Source organism: Mesorhizobium sp. LNHC221B00 (genome assembly GCF_000502935.1).
In the GTDB taxonomy this organism is placed as follows: Bacteria; Pseudomonadota; Alphaproteobacteria; order Rhizobiales; family Rhizobiaceae; genus Mesorhizobium; species Mesorhizobium opportunistum.
In genome coordinates this window covers 100,277-124,872 of record NZ_AYWR01000002.1, presented here as the reverse complement: position 1 = coordinate 124,872, position 24,596 = coordinate 100,277, and the positions used below count along the sequence as shown (strand labels likewise).

General features: G+C 62.6%; 25 protein-coding genes and 3 tRNA genes. 22 read left to right on the top strand and 6 right to left on the bottom strand.

The features are described from left to right. Positions 1-171 precede the first annotated feature (171 nt). Entirely contained in the window at positions 172-477 is a 306-nt protein-coding gene (locus X741_RS163195) for a BA14K family protein (protein ID WP_023776169.1), read from the top strand. A 69-nt stretch (positions 478-546) separates the two neighbouring features. Here X741_RS163195 and X741_RS163200 read toward each other — a convergent pair whose 3' ends face one another. Then, the gene (locus X741_RS163200) at positions 547-1,005 is read right to left on the bottom strand and encodes a hypothetical protein (protein ID WP_023776168.1); all 459 of its coding nucleotides are present in this window, start codon (positions 1,003-1,005) and stop codon (positions 547-549) included. Positions 1,006-1,121: 116 nt separating this feature from the next. On the opposite strand from X741_RS163200, the gene X741_RS163205 reads away from it, so the two are divergent. Beyond that, on the top strand, positions 1,122-1,481 hold the full coding sequence (locus tag X741_RS163205) for a hypothetical protein (protein ID WP_023776167.1): 360 nt from the start codon (positions 1,122-1,124) through the stop codon (positions 1,479-1,481). Here the strand turns inward: X741_RS163205 and bhcR are convergent, their stop codons facing one another. Next, positions 1,482-2,303 (bottom strand): HTH-type transcriptional regulator BhcR, encoded by an 822-nt coding sequence (bhcR, locus tag X741_RS163210; RefSeq protein WP_023776166.1) that lies wholly within the window; start codon positions 2,301-2,303, stop codon positions 1,482-1,484. It lies immediately after the preceding gene. A 213-nt stretch (positions 2,304-2,516) separates the two neighbouring features. Here bhcR and gcl point away from each other — a divergent pair, with 213 nt between their 5' ends. The 3 genes from gcl (at position 2,517) to X741_RS163225 (ending at position 6,253) form a co-directional block, all read left to right on the top strand. Next, entirely contained in the window at positions 2,517-4,307 is a 1,791-nt protein-coding gene (gcl, locus tag X741_RS163215) for a glyoxylate carboligase (protein ID WP_023776165.1), read from the top strand. A gap of 10 nt (positions 4,308-4,317) precedes the next feature. Next, positions 4,318-5,115 (top strand): 2-oxo-tetronate isomerase, encoded by a 798-nt coding sequence (otnI, locus tag X741_RS163220; RefSeq protein WP_023776164.1) that lies wholly within the window; start codon positions 4,318-4,320, stop codon positions 5,113-5,115. Positions 5,116-5,335: 220 nt separating this feature from the next. Next, complete coding sequence (locus X741_RS163225) at positions 5,336-6,253, top strand: 2-hydroxy-3-oxopropionate reductase (protein WP_023776163.1); 918 nt, start codon at positions 5,336-5,338, stop codon at positions 6,251-6,253. A 125-nt stretch (positions 6,254-6,378) separates the two neighbouring features. On the opposite strand, the gene X741_RS163230 is transcribed toward X741_RS163225, so the two are convergent. After that, entirely contained in the window at positions 6,379-7,227 is an 849-nt protein-coding gene (locus tag X741_RS163230) for an RNA methyltransferase (protein WP_023776162.1), read from the bottom strand. Between the two features lie 200 nt (positions 7,228-7,427). On the opposite strand from X741_RS163230, the gene X741_RS163235 reads away from it, so the two are divergent. From X741_RS163235 to X741_RS163245, 3 genes are all read left to right on the top strand, one after another. Beyond that, positions 7,428-7,512 (top strand) — tRNA-Tyr (locus X741_RS163235). A gap of 91 nt (positions 7,513-7,603) precedes the next feature. Then, positions 7,604-7,677, top strand: a tRNA-Gly gene (locus X741_RS163240). Positions 7,678-7,759: 82 nt separating this feature from the next. Beyond that, entirely contained in the window at positions 7,760-8,272 is a 513-nt protein-coding gene (locus X741_RS163245; RefSeq protein WP_023776161.1) for a hypothetical protein, read from the top strand. Between the two features lie 79 nt (positions 8,273-8,351). Here X741_RS163245 and X741_RS163250 read toward each other — a convergent pair whose 3' ends face one another. Beyond that, on the bottom strand, positions 8,352-8,816 hold the full coding sequence (locus X741_RS163250) for a YidB family protein (protein WP_013895720.1): 465 nt from the start codon (positions 8,814-8,816) through the stop codon (positions 8,352-8,354). Positions 8,817-8,945: 129 nt separating this feature from the next. Between X741_RS163250 and X741_RS163255 the strand changes: the two genes are divergently transcribed. Beyond that, positions 8,946-9,203, top strand: a complete 258-nt coding sequence (locus tag X741_RS163255; RefSeq protein ID WP_013895719.1) for a GlsB/YeaQ/YmgE family stress response membrane protein — start codon at positions 8,946-8,948, stop codon at positions 9,201-9,203. 85 nt (positions 9,204-9,288) lie between these two features. On the opposite strand, the gene X741_RS163260 is transcribed toward X741_RS163255, so the two are convergent. After that, on the bottom strand, positions 9,289-10,176 hold the full coding sequence (locus X741_RS163260) for a DMT family transporter (protein WP_023776160.1): 888 nt from the start codon (positions 10,174-10,176) through the stop codon (positions 9,289-9,291). Positions 10,177-10,469: 293 nt separating this feature from the next. On the opposite strand from X741_RS163260, the gene tuf reads away from it, so the two are divergent. The 6 genes from tuf to X741_RS163290 all read left to right on the top strand — a co-directional run bounded on the left by tuf (position 10,470) and on the right by X741_RS163290 (position 15,404). After that, complete coding sequence (gene tuf / locus X741_RS163265) at positions 10,470-11,549, top strand: elongation factor Tu (RefSeq protein WP_023776159.1); 1,080 nt, start codon at positions 10,470-10,472, stop codon at positions 11,547-11,549. Positions 11,550-11,711: 162 nt separating this feature from the next. Then, positions 11,712-13,397: a hypothetical protein gene (locus X741_RS163270; protein ID WP_023776158.1), complete on the top strand. Its 1,686-nt coding sequence runs from the start codon at positions 11,712-11,714 to the stop codon at positions 13,395-13,397. Positions 13,398-13,486: 89 nt separating this feature from the next. Continuing rightward, entirely contained in the window at positions 13,487-13,972 is a 486-nt protein-coding gene (locus X741_RS163275; RefSeq protein ID WP_023776157.1) for a group II truncated hemoglobin, read from the top strand. A gap of 31 nt (positions 13,973-14,003) precedes the next feature. Beyond that, entirely contained in the window at positions 14,004-14,558 is a 555-nt protein-coding gene (locus X741_RS163280) for a putative glycolipid-binding domain-containing protein (RefSeq protein ID WP_023776156.1), read from the top strand. Positions 14,559-14,643: 85 nt separating this feature from the next. Then, positions 14,644-14,719: transfer RNA gene (locus tag X741_RS163285), tRNA-Trp, on the top strand. 97 nt (positions 14,720-14,816) lie between these two features. Then, on the top strand, positions 14,817-15,404 hold the full coding sequence (locus tag X741_RS163290; protein WP_031249691.1) for a cation transporter: 588 nt from the start codon (positions 14,817-14,819) through the stop codon (positions 15,402-15,404). A 57-nt stretch (positions 15,405-15,461) separates the two neighbouring features. Here the strand turns inward: X741_RS163290 and X741_RS163295 are convergent, their stop codons facing one another. Next, complete coding sequence (locus tag X741_RS163295) at positions 15,462-15,938, bottom strand: gamma-glutamylcyclotransferase family protein (RefSeq protein ID WP_023776154.1); 477 nt, start codon at positions 15,936-15,938, stop codon at positions 15,462-15,464. A gap of 750 nt (positions 15,939-16,688) precedes the next feature. Here X741_RS163295 and secE point away from each other — a divergent pair. From secE to rpoB, 7 genes are all read left to right on the top strand, one after another. Continuing rightward, positions 16,689-16,892: a preprotein translocase subunit SecE gene (gene secE, locus X741_RS163300; RefSeq protein WP_013895711.1), complete on the top strand. Its 204-nt coding sequence runs from the start codon at positions 16,689-16,691 to the stop codon at positions 16,890-16,892. Positions 16,893-16,919: 27 nt separating this feature from the next. After that, a complete protein-coding gene (gene nusG / locus X741_RS163305; RefSeq protein ID WP_013895710.1) occupies positions 16,920-17,447 on the top strand; it encodes a transcription termination/antitermination protein NusG in 528 nt (175 codons plus the stop codon). A 188-nt stretch (positions 17,448-17,635) separates the two neighbouring features. Next, positions 17,636-18,064 carry a 50S ribosomal protein L11 gene (gene rplK, locus X741_RS163310; protein ID WP_010909262.1) on the top strand — a complete coding sequence of 143 codons (429 nt, stop codon included), beginning with the start codon at positions 17,636-17,638 and terminating at the stop codon, positions 18,062-18,064. 4 nt (positions 18,065-18,068) lie between these two features. Continuing rightward, the gene (rplA, locus tag X741_RS163315) at positions 18,069-18,767 is read left to right on the top strand and encodes a 50S ribosomal protein L1 (protein WP_023776152.1); all 699 of its coding nucleotides are present in this window, start codon (positions 18,069-18,071) and stop codon (positions 18,765-18,767) included. Between the two features lie 373 nt (positions 18,768-19,140). Then, entirely contained in the window at positions 19,141-19,659 is a 519-nt protein-coding gene (gene rplJ / locus X741_RS163320) for a 50S ribosomal protein L10 (RefSeq protein ID WP_013895708.1), read from the top strand. A 54-nt stretch (positions 19,660-19,713) separates the two neighbouring features. Beyond that, positions 19,714-20,091, top strand: coding sequence for a 50S ribosomal protein L7/L12 (rplL, locus tag X741_RS163325; RefSeq protein WP_006202136.1), 378 nt, complete (start codon positions 19,714-19,716; stop codon positions 20,089-20,091). Between the two features lie 265 nt (positions 20,092-20,356). After that, on the top strand, positions 20,357-24,493 hold the full coding sequence (gene rpoB, locus X741_RS163330; protein WP_013895707.1) for a DNA-directed RNA polymerase subunit beta: 4,137 nt from the start codon (positions 20,357-20,359) through the stop codon (positions 24,491-24,493). Positions 24,494-24,596 lie beyond the last annotated feature (103 nt).

The following is a 24,596-nucleotide window of genomic DNA, read 5'->3' as shown; positions in this document are numbered from 1 at the left end:
TGAGCGCGGCAGCCGCCGGAATTCGCGGCACCCGAGTCCGCCCATGCGCGGTGGACGTCATTTCCCGATTTCCAAAAAAACGAAAAAAGATTCGAACCTTTCTTCTCGCCGCAACGACAGATGATCAAGAGGCGGATGGATCGCCTCGGTCAACGAAGCAAGGAGATCATCATGTTCACGCGCACACTCATTTCCGGCCTTATCGCCACCACTGTCGCCGCCACCGCATTGGTCGGCACCGTTCAGCCTTCGGCAGCCCACAGCCATCACCACGACCTCGGCATTGGCATCGCCGCCGGCGTCGGCGGCTTCGTCCTCGGCAGCCTGCTCTCCCAGCAGCCGCCGCGTACCGTCTATGTCGACGAAGATGGCGGTTCCTGGCACGTCCGTCGCTGTTTCGATCGCTACTCGAGCTACGATCCGGAGTCCGACACCTACATCGGCCGGGACGGCTATAGCCATTATTGCCGGCTCTGAGCGGAAGCCAATAACGACAGGAAAGAGGGGTTGCGGGCAGCCCCTCTTCTTCGTTTGAGGGTCGCGGGTCTAGAGCTTCGCGCCAGCCTCGAGAACCGGCAAACCGGCCGCGCGGCAGAGGCCCTGAACTCGAAGCCGGGAATCCGCCGACCCATCGCTCATCGCGACGAGTTCGAAGCTGCTTCCTGCATCCGGGTAGATCTTGGCGACAAAGGCTTTGTCATCGCCGTAAGCCCCGGATGAGGTCCTGTTGCTGACGGTGCCGCAAGCCTCGATCTCCTGGCGGCCGCCCGACGTCCGCTCGCCGGCCAGCATCGTCCCGAACTTGGCGGAGGCCGGATCCGGCAGATGCTGGCGAATGCCGCCCGTAATGATCTCCTCCAACGCGAGCGAGATCGGAATGGGCGAGATCGGAATGGGCGAGACCGGATTGGGATTGGCGCGTTGATCGCCGGCATCGCGTCGAGGTGCCGCCGCCACGCATCCGCAAAGTGAAGCGACAAGCAAAAGCTGGATCGTTTTCCTCATCCGCGCCCTTTCGCATGCATTCGAACGCCACGGCAAGGCGGTCCCATGCAGCGAGCGCTATACAGCGATTTTCAGAGCGTCTAGTCTCTTGCGATGGCCAATTGGGGGAGGGTGGCTTGGACGAGCAGGACCCGGAAGAAGACCTGATCGAGACGGTTTTCCGCAATGGCACCGTCACCACGGTCGGCATCCTGCTGGCATTTTCGCTGGGTTTCATCACCCATTGGGCCGCCAACCCGATTCCCTGGCAAACCTACCATCTGGTCGCCGTCCTGCCGATCCTGGCCGGTATCGCCTTGCAGATGCGGGCGCTGTCGCTGCTGCTCGACACAAAGTCGCTGCAGCGGCGCGTCTATGAACGCGCCAACCGCATCTTCATCGCCGGCCTCGTCTTCACTGCCTGCGGTGTCGGCATGGCGATCCTGCTCGATTTCTTCGATATCGCGACCAGGAGCGCGTTGCCCGGGGCGGGCTGATCAGCCCGCTTGCACGCCGCCGATCATCCTGGTCACTTCGGCTGCGGCATTGCGCACCATCGGCCCGATCTCGGCCAGCCGCTCAGGCGTCACCCGCACCGTCGGCCCTGAGACGGAGACACCGCCGATCGGTTCGCCGAACTCGTTGAAGATAGCGGCCGCCACGCAGCGCATGCCGGGGTGCCGTTCCTCGTCGTCGACCGACCAGCCGCGCAGCTTGATGACAGCCAGGTCATGCGCAAGCACCGGGATTTCCGAAAGCGTCTTGTCGGTGAAGCGCTGCAGGCCGGCCTTGCGCAAAATGGTGCCGACGCGCTCCGGTTCGAGATGCGCCAACACCGCCTTGCCAATGCCGGAGGCATGGAAGGGGCTGCGGGTCCCCGGGCGGAAGAAGGCGCGGATCGCCTGATGCGTCTCGACCTGGCTGACGAACACCACGCAATCATCCTCGGCGACACCGAGATTGGCGGTCTCGCCGGTCTTCTCCATCAGCTCCTGCATGACGATGCGGGCACGGTCGACGAGCTTGCGGCGGCGCAGGAATGCCGCGCCCATGCGGTAGGTCTCGACGCCGATCGACCACAATTGGTCGCTGGTGTCGAACTCGACCATGCCGTGGTTCTGCAGTGTCGTCAGCATGCGGTAGGCGGTGGAGGCGGCAAGACCGCTTTGCGCGGATATCTCGCTCAGCGACAGGCCACTGCCTTCAGCGACAATGGCCAGGATGCGCAAGGCCCGGTCGAGCGACTGCACCGAATTGGCTTCGGATGGCCCGTTGAAGGCGCGCGGCCGGCCGCGCTGGCGTTTTTCGGTCATGTCCATGGGCGCCATTCTCCGCCGCTTCGCCAAACAAGCAATGAAAAAGTTTTTCACTCGTACGGGCGGCAGAATTCCTGGAAAACGGAAAATCCAAAAAAATCAATAAAAAGCCGCCGTTTTCTCGAAAGGAAAAAATATTCTGGAAAAATTGAAAAATAGCCGGCTTGCTGACATTCTCGGTCATCCAACAATGACAACCCTGAGGAGGGCCGGAAAATGGCCAGGATGCGCGCTGTCGATGCCGCGGTTCTCGTTCTCGAAAAGGAAGGCATCGCCTGCGCCTTCGGCGTGCCGGGCGCGGCGATCAATCCGCTCTATTCGGCGCTGAAGGCGAGGGGCACCATCCGCCACGTGCTGGCCCGCCACGTCGAGGGCGCTTCGCATATGGCCGAAGGCTATACGCGCGCCAAATCTGGCAATATCGGGCTTTGCATCGGCACGTCGGGTCCGGCAGGCACCGACATGATCACCGGTCTCTATTCGGCCGCCGCCGATTCCATTCCGATCCTGTGCATCACCGGCCAGGCGCCGCGCGCGCGGCTGAACAAGGAAGATTTCCAGGCCGTCGACATCGCCGCCATCGCGGCGCCCGTCGCCAAATGGGCGGTCACGGTCATGGAACCCTATCTCGTCCCCATGGCGCTGCAGAAGGCCTTTCACCTGATGCGCTCGTCGCGGCCGGGCCCAGTGCTGATCGACCTGCCGGTCGACGTCCAACTGGCTGAGATCGAGTTCGACATCGATGCCTATGAGCCGATGACGCCGTTCAAGCCGGCGATGACGCGGGCGCAAGCCGAAAAGGCGCTGGCGATGCTCAACGCGGCCGAAAAGCCGCTGATCGTCGCCGGCGGCGGCATCATCAATGCCGATGCGTCCGATCTGCTGATCGAGTTCGCCGAAATATCGGGCGTGCCGGTCATCCCGACGCTGATGGGCTGGGGCGCGATCCCCGACGACCACCGGCTGATGGCAGGCATGTGCGGGCTGCAGACCTCGCACCGCTACGGCAATGCGACGATGCTGGAAGCCGATTTCGTCTTCGGCATAGGCAACCGCTGGGCCAACCGCCACACCGGTTCGGTCGACGTCTACACCAAGGGGAAAAAATTCGTCCATGTCGACATCGAGCCCACTCAAATCGGCCGTGTCTTCGCGCCCGATCTCGGCGTGGTCTCCGACGCGGGCGCGGCGCTGAAGATGCTGCTCGACGTAGCCACCGAGTGGAAGACGGCGGGAAAGCTGCGCGACTGGTCGGGCTGGGCGAAGGAATGCCAGGCCCNCCAGGCCCGCAAGAAGACGATGAAGCGCAAGACGCATTTCGACCAGGTGCCGCTGAAGCCGCAGCGTGTCTACGAGGAGATGAACAAGGCGTTCGGCCGCGACGTCACCTACGTCACCACGATCGGCCTGTCGCAGATCGCCGGGGCGCAGTTCCTGCATGTCTACAAGCCGCGCAACTGGATCAATTGCGGCCAGGCCGGCCCGCTGGGCTGGACCTTGCCGGCAGCCCTTGGCGTGCGTGCCGCAGATCCGGACCGCACCATCGTGGCGCTGTCGGGCGATTATGATTTCCAGTTCATGATCGAGGAACTGGCGGTCGGCGCGCAGCACAGACTGCCCTATATTCACGTCGTCGTGAACAATGCCTATCTCGGCCTGATCCGCCAGGCGCAGCGCGGTTTCTCGATGGATTACGAGGTGAGCCTGGCCTTCGAGAACATCAACCGTTCAGATGATCCCGAGGCCGGCTATGGTGTGGACCATGTCGCGGTCGCCGAGGCGATGGGCTGCAAGGCGGTCAGGGTGCGCAAGCCGGAAGAATTCGCCGGCGCCTTCAAGCAGGCGCAGCGGCTGATGAAGGAACATCAGGTGCCGGTCGTGCTCGAATTCATCCTCGAACGCGTCACCAACATCTCCATGGGCACCGAGATCGACAAGATCACCGAATTCGAGGACCTTGCCGAGCACCAGGAAGATGCGCCGACCGCGATCGTGATGCTGGATTAGGAGAAAAAGAATGCCGCGTTTTTCAGCCAATCTTTCGATGCTCTTTGGTGAGCACGATTTCCTCGACCGCTTCGATGCAGCCGCCCGCGCCGGCTTCAAGGGCGTCGAATATATCGGTCCTTACGATCATGCACCCGAGGTGGTGGCCGCGAGGCTGAAGAAGAACGGCCTGACACAGGTGCTGTTCAACCTGCCGGCCGGCGACTGGGGAGGGGGCGAGCGCGGCATTGCGGCGCTGCCGGACCGCGTGCCGGAATTCCGCCAGGGCATCGCTAAGGCGATCACCTATGCGCAGGCGCTCGGTTGCCCGCAGGTCAATTGCCTGGCCGGCATCTCGCCCGTCGGCGCCGATCGCAAGGTGCTCGAGGATGTTTTCGCCGAAAACCTCGCCTTCGCGGCGGAGAAGCTGGAGCAAGCCGGCATCAGGCTGCTGATCGAGCCGATCAACACCCGCGACATCCCAGGCTTCTTCCTCAACCACTCGGATCAGGCGCTCGACCTCATCGACCGTATCGGCTCGAAAAACCTGTTCCTGCAATATGACATCTATCACATGCAGATCATGGAGGGGGATCTCGCCCGTAAAATCGAGGCAAACCTCGGCCGCATCGCGCATATCCAGCTTGCGGACAATCCCGGCCGTCACGAGCCGGGGACGGGCGAGATCAACTATCCCTTCCTCTACGACCACATCGACCGCATCGGCTATTCCGGCTGGATCGGGGCGGAATACAAGCCGAAGGCCGGCACGGAAGCCGGGCTGGCCTGGTTCCGGGACCTGACCGGGCAGGGCAGTGCGGCGGCTTAGCTGTTGCAATTGAAGTCGCGATCCTTCGCGCCCCCCTCTGGCCTGCCGGCCATCTCCCCCACAAGGGGGGGAGATCGAATGTCATCTCGGCTTTCGCCAATCTCCAACGTTGCAGGATGAGCGAGGCGCCGAAAGAGCCAATCTCCCCACCTGTGGGGGAGATGGCCGGCAGGCCAGAGGGGGGCGCGACAGAACGCTGCCTTCACAAAGGAGAACCACAATGGAAACCATAGGCTTCATCGGTCTCGGCATCATGGGCGCGCCGATGGCGGGGCATCTGCTGGATTCTGGCTACAAGGTCATCGCCAGCGATCACCGCTCCAAGCCGCCGGCGGATCTCGTCGCCAAGGGCCTGAAGACCGTGACCGGCCATGCAGCCGTGGCCAAGGCTGCCGACATCGTCATCCTGATGGTGCCCGACACGCCGCAGGTGGCCGAAGTGCTGTTCGGCGACAACGGCGTCGCCTCCGGCCTTTCGAAGGGCAAGCTGGTCATCGACATGAGTTCGATCTCGCCGATCGAGACCAAGACCTTCGCCCAGAAGATCAATGCGCTCGGTTGCGACTATCTCGACGCGCCAGTCTCGGGCGGTGAGGTCGGCGCCAAGGCGGCGTCGCTCACCATCATGGTCGGCGGCGAGGAAAAGGCTTTTGAACGAGCCAGGCCGGTGTTCGAGAAGATGGGCAAGAACGTCACTTTGGTCGGGCCGAACGGCGTCGGCCAGACCACCAAGGTCGCCAACCAGATCGTCGTCGCGCTGACCATTGAAGCCGTCGCCGAAGCTCTTGTTTTTGCTTCAAAAGCCGGCGCCGATCCGGCCAAGGTCAGGCAGGCGCTGATGGGCGGTCTGGCGGCCTCGCGCATCCTCGAAGTGCATGGCGAGCGCATGGTCAAGCGCAGCTTCGCGCCGGGGTTCCGCATCGAATTGCACCAGAAGGACCTCAACCTGGCGCTGGAAGGCGCCAAGGCGCTTGGCGTGTCGCTGCCCAACACCTCGACCACCCAGCAACTGTTCAATTCCTGCGCCGCCAATGGCGGCGCGAAGGAGGATCACTCGGCGCTGGTCAGGGCGCTTGAGCGGATGGCCAATTTCGAGGTCGGCGGCGAGGCGGCCGAGGCCAAAGGCAAAGCGGCATAGGTCGGGAGAGGGCGGTATAACGTTCCCAGGCCGCCAGCTCCCTTTCCTGTCGAAGAACGGGTTCTCGCGACCATCGCCGGGACCCGTTTCTCGTTCAGATCGGCGACGGAACTGTCGCCTCCGGCTCAGTCGCGCTTCAGGAACGCCCGTGCCGCGTAGAGGCTCACCGCCGCGGCGTTCGATACGTTGAGCGATCTGATTGCGCCGGGCATATCGAGCCGGGCCAGCGTCATCACCGTCTCGCGCGTCTTCTGGCGCAGGCCCTTGCCTTCGGCGCCGAGCACCAGCGCGACCCTGTCTCCGGCAAAGCTGGTTTCGAGTTCCGCCGGCCCATCCGAATCGAGCCCGATGGTCTGGAAGCCGGCCTCGTGCAGCTGCCCGAGCGCGTCGGCGAGGTTTTTGACCTCGATCTGGTCGATATGCTCCAGCGCGCCGGAAGCGGATTTTGCCAGCACGCCCGATTCCTGCGGGCTGTGGCGTGCCGTGGTGATCAGCGCGCCGGCGCCGAAGGCGACCGCCGAGCGCAGGATGGCGCCGACATTGTGCGGATCGGTGACCTGGTCGAGCACCAGCACCAGTTTCGTGTCGCCCAGCGCGTCGAGGCGTTTGGGCTTCAGCGGCTCCGCCTCGATCAGCACACCCTGATGCACGGCGTCCGATCCGGTGATCTTGTCGATATCCCTGGGCTCGACCAGTTCGGCCGAGAACGGCAGGGCGGCGAGATCGGCAATTTCAAGACGCTCGGCCGCATTGCGCGTCACCAGCATTTTCTTGATCCGGCGCCGTGGATTGTCGAGCGCCGCCCGCACCGTGTGCAGGCCATAGAGCCGCACCAGGCCATCGCCTGCGTTTTCGCCCGGGGGGACAGGCTGACGTGGCTTGAATGCCGGCGCGCCGCCGCTCTTCTCGTCGCGAAAGGCGCGGCGCAGCTTGGCGTAATGGGTGTCTTTCGGAGTGTTGGTCTTGTTGCTCATGGTCGGCTTCTATAGCCGTCTGCGGCGGTCAGGGATACGGCCCGTCGCCGCAGTCGGCGAACAAGTTCGAAAAAGCCCGGCTGCGCGGTTGACACCCACTGGCCTTGCCGCCATAAGGCGCTTCGCTGATTTCGGAGAAGACATCTATCTCGGGTCCGGATCGGCAAGAATGCCTCGTTGCATGGCTCCGGCGGCAGACTGGAGAGGTGCCCGAGTGGTTAAAGGGGACGGACTGTAAATCCGTTGGCTTAGCCTACGTTGGTTCGAATCCAACCCTCTCCACCACTGCCGGCCCGGAAGCCCTGAAACGCGAAGAGCATCGGAGGCGAAAAGCGCATGGCGCTTTTCGGATGAATCCGGTACTTCAGTGCAAGGCGCGGGTATAGCTCAGTGGTAGAGCAGCAGCCTTCCAAGCTGAATATGCGGGTTCGATTCCCGCTACCCGCTCCAGATTTCTCTTTGACAAGCCATGATCGTGACTCTCGAAGCAGTGCTTTAGATCATTGGCCGTCTTTGGGGGGAGCGGGAAGCGATGCGACCATACTATTCGATAAACACGGATGGCACCTCTAGCACCAACCTCCAGCTGTATGCGCTGCTACAAGCGCGGCGCTATTGGGACGAACTCGCCGTAAATTATCTACAAGACAGGGAAGCTACCACAGACCTGATTGAGAGATGCGTTTTCATCGTGGCGACTTTGGGGTTGAGCGTCTCTCAGTTGCTTGGGCAGAATGATCCGGCGCCGCCAGTTGGGAGGGTTGCCAGTCCAAGGGCCATTTGGAAGCGTTTCGTGGTCCAGCACCACATCACGGAAGTCGGCACGGACGAATTCGACAAATTCATCGATATCTATGATGCTTGTCGGCACTTCGGCGTGTCGCCAGACGGCTTGGGCCACGCCAGGCTGGAGCTGTTGGACTTCGAGGCTACTCGTAGATGGTACGAAGTGGCCTGCCGTATATGGTTGGCAGTTATCAAAGCTCTCCGCTCTGATCCGGAGAATTTCATCGAAGAAATCGACATTGAGGGGTTCAAAGCGTAAGAGGCGCAGAAGGATCGCACCCCCTGTAAGCCGGAACACTGCGCGATGCGCGCAGCGCTCCGATTGTCTCCGCGCCGCGTCAGCTGTTGAACGCGGACGCCACCTGGTGCTGCTGCGGCACCTGGCCGTTCGGCGTCAGCTTGTCGACGATGCCGGGCAGGGCCGTGGACAGTTGCTTGAGCAGTTCCTGCTCGTTCATGCCGGTCCGTTGCGCGATCTCGCGGATAATTTGGGGTCCAATCGCATTGCCGAGATCATTGGCGTTGATCGACTGGTTCTGCCCGGTACCGACCCAGGAGTCGGCTGTGTTGCCGTGACCGGCATCCCTGAGCTTGTCGAGCAGGCCGCCGAGGCCACCGAGCAGGCCGCCGTCACTGGCGGTGGCTTCGGTCGGTACGGGGGCGGGTGGAGCGGCAGCTTCGGGTTGGTCCGGCTGTTCGGCACTTCTGCCGCTCAGCATTTTTCCGACCAGCAACGCGCCGAGTGCGATCATCAGCGGTTTGGTGATGTTGCCGCCGGGAACGGCGTTGTCAAAAAGTCCCATAGTGGATCCTCCATCTCAACCAAGCCCAGCCCAGCTTCCACAATGGCGCATTCGGGCGGAATTTCAAGCTGGCTTGAGCTTTTGACAATCATATGAAAATGTCGCGCTGGCGAGGGATGGAGAGGAAAAATGGGTATCATCAGCTGGATCATTCTCGGCGCTATCGCCGGCTTCCTGGGCAGCAAGATCGTCAACAAGACCGGCCAGGGCCTGATCATGGATATCGTGCTCGGCATTGTCGGCGCCATTGTCGGCGGCGTGATCTGCAGCCAGATCTTTGGCGTGGGTGTCACCGGTCTCAACATCTCCAGCCTGATCGTCGCCGTGGTTGGCGCCGTGGTCGTGCTGTGGGCTTACCACCAGTTCAGCGGACGCAGGACGCTTTAGCCGGAACGCACGCGCCTTTTTTGCTTGCCGGTCACCAGCTTGTTTCGGGGCCGGTGACCGGCGTCCTGGCGTCGTAGTGCAATGGCTACGCGACCACGGCCAGCCGGCGCTTGCGTTGGTCCAACGACACGATGGTCAGCCCGCTGCCCACCACCAGCAGGATGCCGCAGACGGCCAGCACATTGGGGAATTGTCCGAACACCAGCAGTCCCGAAATGACGGCCCAGACGGTGAAGCAATAATAGAACGGCGCTACCGCGCTGGTCGGCCCGATGCGGTAGGCCATGAAGATGAAGAAATGGCCGAAGATCAGGAAAAACCCGGCGCCGGCCATCAGCAGCAGGTGACGTGCCTCCGGCATCACCCAGTGCTCGGAAACCAGATGCGCGGCGCCGGCGCCGATCAGCACCACCACGACGGCGGAGATCGCCACGATCATCCCCGGCACCTCGGCCGAGACCCGCCTGCCGGCAAGGTCGCGCGCCGCCGCCAGCGCCGCATTGCCGAGCGCCAGCAGCGCATAGACCGAAATGCCTTGCATCGTCGGCTGCGTCACCATCAGCGCGCCGATGAAGCCGAGCCCGATCAGCGCCATGCGCAGGCCGCCGATGCGCTCGCCAAACAGGATCGACGAGCCGACCAGCATCAGGAGCGGCGTTATCTGTCCGAGCGCGGTGGAATCCGCGATCTGCATGTTGGCGAGCGCTACGACATAACAGAGGATCGCCGCCATCTCGAGCAGGTTCCTGCCCAGCACGCGTCTGTCGAAGATCAGCGGGATCTGTTTGCCGTAGCCAAGCGCGAACAGCAGCGGAAACCCCCATAACGCCGCCGCGACACCGCGCAGGAACAGCACCTCGTAGGACGGCAGCCCGGCGGTGGCGAGTTTCATCATCGTATCGTTGACGAGATACGACCCGGTCGAGATGATCATGAACAGTGGGCCGCGAACGGTCGTCGGAAGGAAATGCATCGGGTCAGGAGATCAGAGCTCGATGACGACCGCAATGGGCCATCGACGGGCCGTGAAGCGGACACGGATTGGCGGGCAAGAGGTCGCCGGGGCGGCCCGATCGATCCGGCTTTCACCCATTCCATTCCGTTCAAGGCCTACCTATATCAGCGCCACATCCCCGCAATCGGATCCCAGGTTCGGACTGAGTGAGACGGCACCCGGCCAAAAGACGCTTGTGTTTTTTGGCCTTTGTCGCTAATCGCCCCGCATTCGACTGAACTGAAGGTCAAGGCCGTCCAAGGAAAGAGACTATGGCAAAAGGTAAATTCGAGCGCACTAAGCCTCATGTGAACATCGGCACGATCGGCCACGTCGATCATGGCAAGACGTCGCTGACGGCGGCGATCACGAAGTATTTTGGCGAATACAAGCGCTATGACCAGATCGATGCGGCGCCGGAAGAGAAGGCGCGCGGCATCACGATCTCGACGGCGCACGTCGAATACGAGACGGCCAACCGCCACTACGCCCACGTCGACTGCCCCGGCCACGCCGACTATGTGAAGAACATGATCACCGGTGCCGCGCAGATGGACGGCGCGATCCTGGTGGTGTCGGCCGCCGACGGCCCGATGCCGCAGACCCGCGAGCACATCCTCTTGGCCCGTCAGGTCGGCGTGCCGTCGATCGTGGTGTTCCTGAACAAGGTCGACCAGGTCGACGACGCCGAGCTTCTCGAACTGGTCGAGCTCGAGGTTCGCGAGCTTCTGTCGAAGAACGAGTTCCCCGGCGACGACATTCCGATCGTCAAGGGTTCGGCACTGGCCGCGCTTGAAGATTCGAACAAGACCATCGGCGAGGACGCGATCCGCGAGCTGATGGCTCAGGTCGACGCCTACATCCCGACCCCGGTTCGTCCGCTCGACAAGCCGTTCCTGATGCCGATCGAGGACGTGTTCTCGATTTCGGGCCGTGGCACGGTCGTGACCGGCCGCGTCGAGCGTGGCGTGGTCAAGGTCGGCGAGGAGCTGGAAATCATCGGCATCCGTCCGACGACCAAGACGACCTGCACGGGCGTCGAAATGTTCCGCAAGCTGCTCGACCAGGGCCAGGCTGGCGACAACATCGGCGCGCTCTTGCGCGGCGTTGACCGTGAAGGTGTCGAGCGCGGCCAGGTTCTGGCCAAGCCCGGCACGGTGAAGCCGCACAAGAAGTTCGTGGCCGAAGCCTACATCCTGACCAAGGACGAAGGTGGCCGTCNGCCCGGCGACAACATCACGGTCGATGTCGAGCTGATCGTGCCGATCGCCATGGAAGAGAAGCTGCGCTTCGCCATCCGTGAAGGCGGCCGCACCGTCGGTGCCGGCATCGTCGTCACCATCAAGGAATAATCGATCCGGCTGCTGCCGGTTCGACAGGAAAGGGCGGTCTTCGGGCCGCCCTTTTTGTTTCCATCATGGCCGCGTGAGAGGCGCATTTGCCGGCCGCTGAAAGCTGTTGCAAGCGCCATCGCCGCAACTAGTATGGATTGTACCGAGGGAGCTTGGCCAAGAGTGGTTCCAGGGCGTCGTTTCGATGGACAGGCATGGTGGTTGCGGGCGCTGGTTCGCCTCGTGCTGGTGCTTGCCGTGGCGCTGCCTGTCTGTGCGGCCCAGGCCGAGGAGGAGCAGCCGGACATCCCGCCGATGCGGTTCGCCGTCGTGCGCAGCAGTGCGCCGGGCTGCGAGCCCAACTGTCCGGAATGGATATCGGCGGAAGGCACCATCGAGGCTGGCACGCCGGCCTTGTTCAAGCGCGCACTCAAGACGCTCGCCGGCCGGCAACTGCCGGTCGTCGTCAATTCCCCCGGCGGCAATGTCGACGCGGCGCTGGCGCTTGGCCGGCTGATCCGCAAGAACAAGCTCGATGCCGCCGTCGGCACGACCGTCTTCACCGGCTGCGAGCCGCGGATGAAGAACTGCACGGGCAAGGACGGCAAGGACAAGGACGGCAAGGACAAGGACGGCAAGGCAGCCGGCTATTTCGGCATGGCCTATGACAGCGGTGCCATGTGCAATTCGGCCTGTCCGCTGATGTTTTCCGGCGGTGTCCGCCGCGTGGTCGGCGATTTCGCCTATCTCGGTGTCCACCAGATCACAACCACCTTCCAGCGGACGAGGCTGGTCTACCGGACCACCTACCGGATCGTGAACGGCAAGAAGAAGATCATCAGCACCAGGATCGTCAGCCGAAAGAACGCCGGCAGCTACAAGACCTACGAAATGAGCAAGGGGGTCGAGAAACGCCTTGCCGCCTATCTGAAGGAAATGGGCGTCGACCAGGACGTGCTCGAGACGATGAAGCAGACGCAGGCCAGCGACATCCGGCAGATTGCCCTCGATGCCATGCTGCGCATGAAACTCGTCACCAGCCTGGACAGCGTCGATGTCATGACCGGGGGGACCGCCTGCAGGCCGGAGCAGCCGCAGGCGAACTGCCGGCAGGTACCGGCAGGCAAGGACACGGCCGGCGCCCCGACCACCGGGGCCAGGCCTGCCCTGACTCAGCCGGCTGAAGACATGCCGCCGAAGGAAGCGGATATGCGCTTCGTGCTTGTGCGCGGCAGCAATCCGCTGTGCAATCCCGACTGCCCGGAATGGATCTCCGCCGAAGGGTCGATCACCGCACAGACGCCGGAAAGGCTGCGCCAGGCGCTCGATGCCGCCGGTGGGCGGCGGCTGCCGATCGTGATCAGCTCGCGAGGCGGCGATGTCGACGGCGCTCTCGCCGTCGGCAGGACGATCCGGGAGCATAAGCTCGATGTCGTCGTCGCCCGCACGGATTTCGTCGACTGCGGTCCCTCCCTGGACTGCCTGGCCAGGGATGGCGCCCACACCGGGCTGACCATCGATACGGAAGGTGAATGCGCCTCGGTCTGTCCGATCGTGGTCGCCGGCGGCATCAGGCGCCTGATTGGGCCGGATGCGCGCCTCAGCGTGCAGGCGCTCGGACAGGAGGAGAAGGTCAAGGCGTATCTTGAGGAGATGGCGATCGGACCTGGCCTGTTCGAGGCCATGCAGCGTTCATCGGGCCAAACGCAGCTCGATCGAGACACGGCGCTGAGGCTCGGGCTGGCGACCGGGCGTCAGTCCGCCGACGAACTGACAGGTGCCACCATATGCAGAGCGGCAGCGAAACCGGACAATTGCAGGGTTATGCCGTCAGCCAACGCCGAAGCCGAGACGCCGGCGAAACTGTAGTCGCGCAGGCTGGCTGGCCATCGGGGCAGGTTGAGCAGAGCGAGGGCTTTCCGCTATCGTTCTCGGGCAGCCAGGACAGGTGAACTCTGATGCGCAAGGACGTCCCGACACTCTACGAATGGGCCGGCGGCAGCGAGGCGCTGAACCGGCTGACGCAGACCTTCTATGGCAAGGTGGCGCAGGATCCGATCGTCGGGCCGGTGTTCAAGACCATGTCGCCGGACCATCCCGCCCATGTCGCCGCTTTCATCGGCGAGGTTTTCGGCGGGCCGAAAACCTATAGCGAACAGCATGGCGGGCACCGCGAAATGGTCATGCATCACCTGGGCAAGCATCTGACGGAGGAACAGCGCCGCCGCTGGATCAACCTCCTGGCAGACGCCGCCGATGCCGTCGGCCTGCCCGACGATCCCGAATTCCGTTCGGCCTTCATGGGCTACGTCGAGTGGGGATTGCGGCTGGCCAAGATGAATTCCAATCTCGGCGAGACCTGCGACCCGGAAACCGAACCGATGCCGGCCTGGGGCTGGGGTGTGCCTGGCGGACCCTACACGCCGCCTGATGCCAAATCATGACCGGCAAAGCCTGCCGAGAGCTGCTGGAGCAATGACTGCCGAGGAATTCAAGATCGTGCGCTGGCGCGAGTGGGAAGGCCCCGGCCTCGAACATCTTGTGCTGCGCGAGCGGGCCGGCGAGGTGTTGGCCGATTCCGTCGTCATTTGCTCCGGCCAAACGCCTTTCGCCGTCCGCTATCGCATAAGCTGCGACGCGAACTGGCGCGCCAGGAGCGTCACGGTCGACATGATCGGTAGCGAACGGACGCTGGTTCTTGCCTCCGACGGCGATGGCCACTGGGCCCGGGACGGCATGCCCGTGCCGGAGCTCGACGGTGTCTTCGACCCGGACCTCACTGTGACGCCGTTCACCAACACGCTGCCGATCCGGCGCTTGCGGCTTTCCACCGGGCAAAGTGCCGAGATCACCACCGCTTTCGTCGATTTCCCCGCGCTCACGGTGGTGAGCAACCCGCAGCGCTACTCATGTCTCGAAGAGGGCAAGCGGTATCTCTATGAATCGCGCGCCAGCGACTTCAAGCGGGAACTCGAGATCGACGATGACGGGCTGGTCGTCAGCTATCCCGATTTCTGGCAAAGGGGATGAACGCGCGTTTGCCTGCAAACCGCTCTTTACAGACAGCGCGGAAGCTTTTAGGAAGCCCCTGCTGCTGCGCCGAGGCGCACACGATACGGGCATAGCTCAGTTGGTAGAGCGGCGGTCTCCAAAACCGCAGGTCGTAGGTTCGAGCCCTGCTGCCCGTGCCATTTTCCAAAATGGCCATCCGAACGATATTTGCTGCTGGCCTTGGAAAATCGCGAACCGCTGGTGGCCGGACATGCTAAATCGTGAGAAGGTTTGGATATGGAAGCCCATAGCGCGCTCCGCCGTATTGTCCTGCTCGTCGCACTTCTGAACCTGAGCTATTTTGGCATCGAGTTCGCCGTGGCGCTCGCCATCGGATCGGTGTCGTTGTTCGCCGACAGCATCGACTTTCTGGAAGATGCCTCGGTCAACCTTCTCATTCTGCTCGCGCTGGGCTGGTCGATGCGCGCCCGCTCGCGGGTCGGCATGGCGCTGGCGCTTATCCTGCTTGTGCCGGGCGTGGCGACCCTCTGGACGGCGTGGGAAAAATTCAACGCGCCGGTGCCGCCTCAAGCCTTCGCCCTGTCGCTGACAGGTCTGGGTGCACTCGCGGTCAATCTCTCCTGTGCCTACATGCTCGCCGCCTACCGGCGCCACGGCGGCAGCCTGACGCGGGCGGCATTCCTGTCGGCACGCAATGACGCATTCGCCAACATTGCCATTATTGCTGCCGGGCTGATGACGGCTTTCGTATGGCGATCGGCGTGGCCAGATTTGCTGGTGGGTTTGGGGATTGCGGCCTTGAATGCCGACGCCGCCCGCGAAGTGTGGGAAGCTGCGCGTCAAGAGCGCCGGGCAGCCGCTTGATTGCCGCCGTGACGACAATTTGGGCGATATCATGAGCGCCTTTTTACGGTTGGCAGATCAACCGGATACGATCCCGACATACTCACCCAGCGCGTCGAGCATGGCGAGATAGGGGGCGGGCAACCCATGGTGCCGGCCGCCATCGCGCATCAGCGCTAAATACTCGGCATTTGGGGGAGGGGGATTTTCCTGCCGCTCAGCGACATAGGTCTGCATTTCGGTGGGCTCGCCACCCATGGTCACCATTATCGTCATCCGGTTATAGCGGTTCTCGCCCGCGGGTCGGCTGGCTTCGTATCCCTCCTCCCGATCGAGGCGGACCACGTCATCGGGCGTCAACCGGTAGACAACGCCCCATACCACCCCGTCGTGAACCGGCTCTATGGACGATACCCCGCACCCGCGATTCTTTGACAGCCGCGGAAAACAGAGCCGATGGCTCGGCAACATGCCGATGCCCACGACCTGGTGGCCAGGGCAGCGCTTTGCGATCTGCAGCGGGTCCATGTTCGATCCGTAGGCGAAATATAGCATTGGGACACCTCGAGAGGCCTAGCAGGGCTGCTGATGAAATACTCATTTGGCTTTCAGAATGGCTTCGCCGCCGTTGGGATAGGCAATGTGATCTTGAGCGAGCCGTCGTCGAGCAAGTTCGGCGGAGCCATCGCCAATGACCTCGCCCATCCGTCGAAGCCAGCTTATGTGAACAACACACATCTTATCGGGCCATATCGGTGCTGTCCCTTCCGCATTGAATTGCATCCGCGAAATTCTCGCTTATCCTGCTTGTGCGCATGTGAGCATAAGGTGGCGCCTTGCCAACCGCGGCCGCGCCTCCATTCCCGCCGTCGGCCATGTTCCAGGTCCCCCATCAGTCACTGGGCGAACGCCAAACAGTCCGGCTGAAAAGGGCCAGTTTCCGTTACACGAATGCCCTGCGCGCATCGATATTTTGCGGGTCGGCCTTTGAAAATCGGCGACCCGCTTGCCATATTAGGCTGATTGGGGCATAAGGCAGCTATAGCCGGGACGGAACGACTGGATGGTTCCGAGGCGGTGTTTGGTCATAAAGCGGACACTTGCCACTTGCGTGGATCAAGAATCGGTTTTATGTAGACAGGACAGACACGCGACGCGTGGAGCTGGGAAGCCGGCTTTACGCGTCTGATTTGCATGGGCGAAATGGTTGCGCTGATTCGGCGCGACTCTGGGCTCAGGCGGCACGTCCCGGTCAGCGGGATCATCCAGGGGGCCCGGCCAACGGGTCTTGAAGACAGGCGGCATATGGCTTCGAAAACCACAAATCCTTTCGTCTTTCTCCAGCAGGTCCGCTCGGAGACAGCCAAGGTGACTTGGCCGTCGCGTCGCGAGACCATGATATCGACGGTGATGGTTCTGGCCTTCGCTGTGATTGCGATGGTCTTTTTCTTCACCGCCGATCAGCTCATGGGCTTTGCGGTCGAACAGATTCTGGGCATTGGACGTTAAGTCCGGCGATTACGGAGAAGTCTAAAAATGACTGCGCGCTGGTACATCGTCCACGCTTATTCGAACTTTGAAAAGAAGGTCGCCGAGGACATCGAGAACAAGGCCAAGCAGAAGGGCCTGTCCGCCGATATCGAGCAGATCGTGGTGCCGACCGAGAAGGTCGTCGAAGTTCGCCGTGGCCGCAAGGTCGATGCCGAGCGCAAGTTCTTCCCGGGCTATGTGCTCCTGAAGGCCAATTTGACCGATGCGGTGTTCTCGCTGGTCAAGAACACGCCGAAGGTCACCGGCTTTCTCGGCGACTCCAAGCCGGTGCCGATCACCGAGGCCGAGGCGCAGCGCATCCTGAACCAGGTCCAGGAAGGCGTCGAACGGCCGAAGCCGTCGGTCACCTTCGAGATCGGCGAGGCGATCCGCGTTTCGGATGGTCCGTTCGCGTCGTTCAACGGTTTCGTCCAGGAAGTGGACGAGGAGCGGGCTCGGCTCAAGGTGGAAGTTTCGATCTTCGGGCGCGCCGTGCCTGTCGATCTGGAATTCGGACAGGTCGAAAAGGGCTGATCCGAAATCCCCGATGTTGGACCGGCGACGCCGGTCGGCGATCGGGGGAGGCGGCGCACAAGCGCGCGGCCTTGAGAACGGTGGGAGGCGAATGCGGCTTTAGCCGGCTGCGCGGACCGCACCACCAGACTGCAACCGCCGGGTTTCCCAGATAGTGGGTGCCGGCATAGACAAAGGCAGGAAAAGAGATGGCTAAGAAAATTGCAGGCCAGCTCAAGCTCCAGGTCTCCGCGGGTTCGGCTACGCCGTCGCCCCCGATCGGCCCGGCGCTTGGTCAGCGCGGCATCAACATCATGGAGTTCTGCAAGGCGTTCAACGCGCAGACCCAGGAAATGGAAAAGGGATCGCCGGTTCCGGTCGTCATCACCTATTATCAGGATAAGTCATTCACCTTCGTCATGAAGACGCCGCCGGTGAGCTATTTCCTGAAGAAGGCAGCGAACCTGAAGTCGGGCTCGAAGGAGCCGGGCAAGGTCAAGGCTGGCACCGTTTCGCGCGACAAGGTTCGCGAAATCGCGACTGCCAAGATGAAGGATCTGAACGCAAACGACGTCGAAGCGGCCATGCGCATGGTCGAGGGCTCCGCCCGCTCGATGGGTCTGGAAGTGGTGGGCTGAGATCATGGCAAAGATTGCAAAGCGTGTATCGAAGACCCGCGAAGGCATCGATCCCAACAAGGCTTACGCCCTGGGTGATGCGCTGAAGCTGCTCAAGGACCGTTCCACGGTCAAGTTCGACGAGACCATCGAAGTCGCCATGAACCTCGGCGTCGACCCGCGTCATGCCGACCAGATGGTCCGTGGCGTGGTCAACCTGCCGAACGGCACCGGCCGCTCGGTTCGCGTCGCGGTGTTTGCCCGTGGCGACAAGGCCGAGGAAGCCAAGGTCGCCGGCGCCGACATCGTCGGAGCCGAGGATCTGGTCGACATCGTCCAGAAGGGCACGATCGATTTCGATCGCTGCATCGCTACGCCGGACATGATGCCGCTCGTCGGCCGTCTCGGCAAGGTGCTCGGCCCGCGCGGCATGATGCCGAACCCGAAGGTCGGCACCGTCACCACCGACGTCGCCGCCGCCGTCAAGGCATCGAAGGGCGGCGCGGTCGAGTTCCGCGTCGAGAAGGCCGGCATCGTTCATGCCGGTGTCGGCAAGGTCTCGTTCGACGTCAAGGCGCTGGAAGAGAACATCCGCGCCTTCGCCGACGCGGTGACCAAGGCAAAGCCGGCTGGCGCCAAGGGCAACTACGTCAAGAAGGTGTCGGTCACCTCGACGATGGGCCCGGGCCTCAAGCTCGACGTCTCGACGCTCGCAGCGTCCTGATACGACCATTTGGATCGTCTCCCAAGAGACTGATCCGCAAGTGAATTCCGGGCCTCCGACTTGTCGGCGGCCCGGTGCCGGAAGCCGAAAGGCTTCCGGACATCCTGTCCGAGATTGCAGGCGGCCCAAAAGCCTTAATTCATGTGGGCCTGCATGAGACGGGTGAAGACCTGACAACGGAGCAAGTGCTCCAATGAAAGGTTCGAACCGTGTTTGCCTTTTGTCTGCGCATCGTCGGCTTGGCCGCCGGTGTGGCGAAAGGGGGCAGGATCCTCGAGCGTCGTTCGGGAGATCCGTTACTGGATGGCCCGGCCGGCAAAGGCAACCCGACGCCTGTCCTATTTTAGGGGCAGGGGTCAACTGGAGATAGGCAGTGGACAGAGCGGAAAAACGCGAACTCGTCACGGGCCTGAACGATGCGTTTGCAAGCGCAGGTTCAGTGGTCGTGGCCCACTATGCCGGTATCACCGTCGCGCAAATGAACGACCTTCGGTCGAAAATGCGCGCCGCCGGTGGCACCGTTAAAGTCGCGAAGAACCGTCTCGCCAAAATCGCTCTTCAGGGCACGGACTCCGCATCGATCATCGAGCTGTTCAAGGGACAGACGCTGATTGCTTATTCGGAGGATCCGATTGCGGCGCCGAAGGTCGCGTCCGATTTCGCCAAGGGAAATGACAAGCTCGTCATTCTCGGCGGCGCAATGGGCACCACCTCGCTCAACGCCGACGGTGTGAAGGCACTCGCCACACTTCCGTCGCTCGATGAGCTGCGCGCCAGGCTGGTTGGCATGATCGCCACGCCGGCAACCCGGATCGCCCAGATCGTCAATGCGCCAGCGGCCTCGGTCGCGCGCGTCATCGGCGCTTACGCCCGGAAGGACGAGGCGGCATGAGGCCGTTCCTCGCTATCACAAACACACGTTCGAACCTTATGAAGGAATACAACAATGGCTGATCTCGCAAAGATCGTAGACGACCTTTCGAAGCTGACCGTCCTCGAGGCGGCCGAGCTGTCGAAGCTTCTGGAAGAAAAGTGGGGCGTTTCGGCTGCTGCTCCGGTGGCGGTTGCCGCTGCTGGCGGCGCTGCTGCTGCCGCTGCTCCGGTCGAGGAAAAGACGGAATTCGACGTCGTCCTCACCGACGCTGGCGCTCAGAAGATCAACGTCATCAAGGAAGTCCGCGCCATCACCGGTCTTGGCCTCAAGGAAGCCAAGGATCTGGTCGAAGCGGCTCCGAAGCCGGTCAAGGAAGGCGTTTCCAAGGCCGACGCTGACAAGTTCAAGGCCCAGCTGGAAGCAGCCGGCGCCAAGGTCGACCTGAAGTAAGCGTAAAAAGCGGCGGGCGGCCTCGCGCCGTCCGCCACTCCCCTCACCCGGAGGGGAGGACGCGTAACGCGAGATGTACGAGAACCTCTTTCCTGAGGGCCCGAACAGGCCTTCAGGAAACGGGTTTTCTCCCGTTTCAGCCGGCGGCCGCCAAGCAATTGGTTGTGGCTGCCGGAGAACAGACAGAGGGCCGCCGCCCAGGCGGCTCGGTATGCAAGGCGAGCCGCGGCGAGGCTCGTCCCGAGTTTAGAGCTAAGGAGCGACGATGGCCCAGACCCAGACTTTCAATGGCCGCAGACGCGTACGCAAGTTCTTCGGAAAGATCCCGGAAGTTGCGGAGATGCCGAACCTGATCGAGGTTCAAAAGGCATCCTATGACCAGTTCCTGATGGTGGACGAGCCCAAGGGCGGACGTCCGGACGAGGGACTGCAGGCCGTTTTCAAGTCGGTCTTCCCGATCTCCGATTTTTCCGGCTCCTCGATGCTGGAGTTCGTGAAGTACGAGTTCGAAGGACCGAAATTCGACGTTGACGAATGCCGTCAGCGCGACCTGACCTATGCCGCGCCGCTGAAGGTGACGCTGCGCCTCATCGTGTTCGATATCGACGAGGATACCGGCGCCAAGTCGATCAAGGACATCAAGGAGCAGGACGTCTACATGGGCGACATGCCGCTCATGACCTTGAACGGCACCTTCATCGTCAACGGCACCGAGCGCGTCATCGTCTCGCAGATGCACCGTTCGCCGGGCGTCTTCTTCGACCATGACAAGGGCAAGTCGCACTCGTCGGGCAAGCTTCTGTTTGCCGCGCGCGTCATTCCCTATCGCGGCTCGTGGCTCGACATCGAGTTCGATTCCAAGGACGTCGTGCACGCCCGTATCGATCGCCGCCGCAAGATTCCGGTGACGTCGCTTCTGATGGCGCTCGGCATGGACGGCGAAGAGATCCTGTCGACCTTCTACAACAAGATTACCTACAAGCGCGCCGGCGACCACTGGCGCATCCCGTTCAACGTCGAGCGTTTCCGCGGCCTCAAGGCCGTCGGCGACCTGGTCGACGCCGATACGGGCGAGGTCGTTGTCGAAGCCGGCAAGAAGATCACTGCCCGTCAGGCCAGAGCGCTTGGCGAAAAGGGTCTCAAGGCGATCAAGGCGACCGACGAGGATCTGCTCGGCAACTACCTGGCCGAGGACATCGTCAACTACGCTACCGGCGAGATCTTCCTCGAAGCCGGTGACGAGATCGATGAAAAGACTCTCAAAGTGCTTCTCGGCACGGGCGAGAACGAGATCAAGGTTCTCGACATCGACCACGTCAATGTCGGCGCCTATATCCGCAACACGCTCAATGTCGACAAGAACGAGAGCCGCCAGGACGCGCTGTTCGACATCTACCGTGTCATGCGCCCCGGCGAGCCGCCGACGCTCGAGACCGCCGAAGCCATGTTCAACTCGCTGTTCTTCGACAGCGAGCGGTACGATCTGTCGGCCGTCGGCCGCGTCAAGATGAACATGCGCCTCGAGCTCAAGGCCGAGGACACCGTGCGCGTCCTGCGCAAGGACGACATCCTGGCCGTGGTCAGGACGCTGGTCGAACTGCGCGACGGCAAGGGCGAGATCGACGACATCGACAATCTCGGCAACCGCCGCGTGCGCTCGGTCGGCGAGCTGATGGAGAACCAGTACCGCGTCGGCCTGCTGCGCATGGAGCGCGCGATCAAGGAGCGTATGTCCTCGATCGAGATCGACACGGTGATGCCGCAGGACCTGATCAACGCCAAGCCGGCGGCCGCCGCCGTGCGCGAGTTCTTCGGTTCCTCGCAGCTGTCGCAGTTCATGGACCAGACCAACCCGCTGTCGGAGATCACCCACAAGCGTCGCCTGTCGGCGCTTGGACCGGGCGGTCTGACCCGCGAGCGTGCAGGCTTCGAGGTACGCGACGTGCACCCGACGCATTACGGCCGCATCTGCCCGATCGAGACGCCGGAAGGCCCGAATATCGGTCTGATCAACTCGCTGGCCACTTTCGCACGTGTCAACAAGTACGGCTTCATCGAGAGCCCGTACCGCAAGATCGTCGACGGCAAGCTGACCAATGACGTCGTCTATCTCTCGGCAATGGAAGAAGCCAAGCACCATGTCGCGCAGGCCAACGCCGAGCTCGACAAGAATGGCGGCTTCGTCGACGAGTTCGTCATTTGCCGCAGCGCCGGCGAAGTGATGATGGCGCCGCGTGAAAACGTCGACCTGATGGACGTGTCGCCCAAGCAGATGGTGTCGGTGGCCGCGGCCCTGATCCCGTTCCTGGAAAACGACGACGCCAACCGCGCCCTTATGGGCTCGAACATGCAGCGTCAGGCCGTGCCGCTGGTGCGCGCCGAGGCGCCGTTCGTCGGCACCGGCATGGAGCCGATCGTCGCCCGTGACTCGGGCGCCGCTATCGGCGCCCGCCGCGGCGGCATCGTCGATCAGGTGGACGCGACGCGTATCGTCATTCGCGCCACCGAGGATCTCGATCCGGGCAAGTCCGGCGTCGACATCTACCGGCTGATGAAGTTCCAGCGTTCGAACCAGAACACCTGTATCAACCAGCGTCCGCTGGTGCGCATGGGTGATCGGGTCAACAAGGGCGACATCATCGCCGACGGTCCGTCGACCGAACTCGGCGATCTGGCGCTCGGCCGCAACGTGCTGGTCGCGTTCATGCCGTGGAACGGCTACAACTACGAGGACTCGATCCTGCTCTCCGAGCGCATCGTCGCCGACGACGTCTTCACCTCGATCCATATCGAGGAGTTCGAGGTCATGGCGCGCGATACCAAGCTCGGTCCGGAGGAAATCACGCGCGACATTCCGAACGTTTCGGAAGAAGCGCTGAAGAACCTCGACGAAGCCGGCATCGTCTACATCGGCGCGGAAGTGCAGCCTGGCGATATCCTGGTCGGCAAGATCACGCCGAAGGGCGAAAGCCCGATGACGCCGGAAGAGAAGCTTCTGCGCGCCATCTTCGGTGAAAAGGCCTCCGACGTGCGCGACACCTCGATGCGCATGCCTCCGGGCACCTTCGGCACCGTCGTCGAGGTGCGCGTGTTCAATCGCCACGGTGTGGAGAAGGACGAGCGCGCTATGGCGATCGAGCGCGAGGAGATCGAACGCCTCGCCAAGGACCGTGACGACGAGCAGGCCATCCTGGACCGCAACGTCTACGCGCGTCTTTCCGACGTCCTCGTCGGCAAGGAAGCGATCGCTGGACCGAAGGGCTTCAAGAAGGGCTCGACGTTGTCCAAGGACACGCTCGACGAGTATCCGCGTTCGCAGTGGTGGCAGTTTGCCGTGGAGAACGAAAAGCTCCAGAGCGAACTGGAAGCCCTGCGTGGCCAGTACGACGACTCCAAGAAGGCGCTCGAGCAGCGCTTCATGGACAAGGTCGAGAAGGTGCAGCGCGGCGACGAAATGCCTCCGGGCGTCATGAAGATGGTCAAGGTCTTCGTGGCCGTGAAGCGCAAGATGCAGCCGGGCGACAAGATGGCTGGCCGTCACGGCAACAAGGGTGTCGTGTCGCGCATCGTTCCGGTCGAGGACATGCCTTTCCTCGAGGACGGCACGCATGCCGATATCGTGCTCAACCCGCTGGGTGTGCCGAGCCGCATGAATGTCGGCCAGATCCTGGAAACGCATCTAGGCTGGGCTTGCGCGGGCATGGGCAGGAAGATCGGCGAGCTGATCGACACGTACAAGGCGGCCGGTGATATCAAGCCGCTGCGCAAGACGCTCGAGAGCTTCATGCCGGCCAACGACCGCAACGAGCCGGTCCGCGAGTATGACGACGAGAGCATTGTTCGCCTCAGCGAGCAGATGCGCCGCGGCGTCTCGATCGCGACCCCGGTGTTCGACGGCGCACACGAGGCTGACATCAACATCATGCTGGAGCAGGCGGGCCTGCATACCAGCGGTCAGTCGCAGCTCTATGACGGACGCACCGGCGAGCCGTTCGATCGCAAGGTGACGATGGGCTATATCTACATGCTCAAGCTTCACCACCTGGTGGACGACAAGATCCACGCGCGTTCGATCGGTCCGTACTCGCTCGTCACCCAGCAACCGCTGGGCGGCAAGGCGCAGTTCGGTGGCCAGCGCTTCGGCGAGATGGAGGTCTGGGCGCTGGAAGCCTATGGCGCCGCCTACACGCTGCAGGAAATGTTGACGGTGAAGTCGGACGACGTTGCCGGCCGTACCAAGGTCTACGAGGCGATCGTCCGCGGCGACGACACCTTCGAGGCCGGCATCCCGGAGAGCTTCAACGTGCTCGTCAAGGAAATGCGGTCTCTCGGCCTCAATGTCGAGCTGGAGAACACCAAGCTCGACGACAACCCGATCCGGCTGCCCGACGCGGCGGAGTAAGGCAATGGCGCGTCGCGAAAGCCGCGACGCGCCGATCAAATTTCTTCGGCCGGTGGGCCGACCACTCAGCGGGCATTCTGCCCGCGTTAGATGCAAGGGGTTT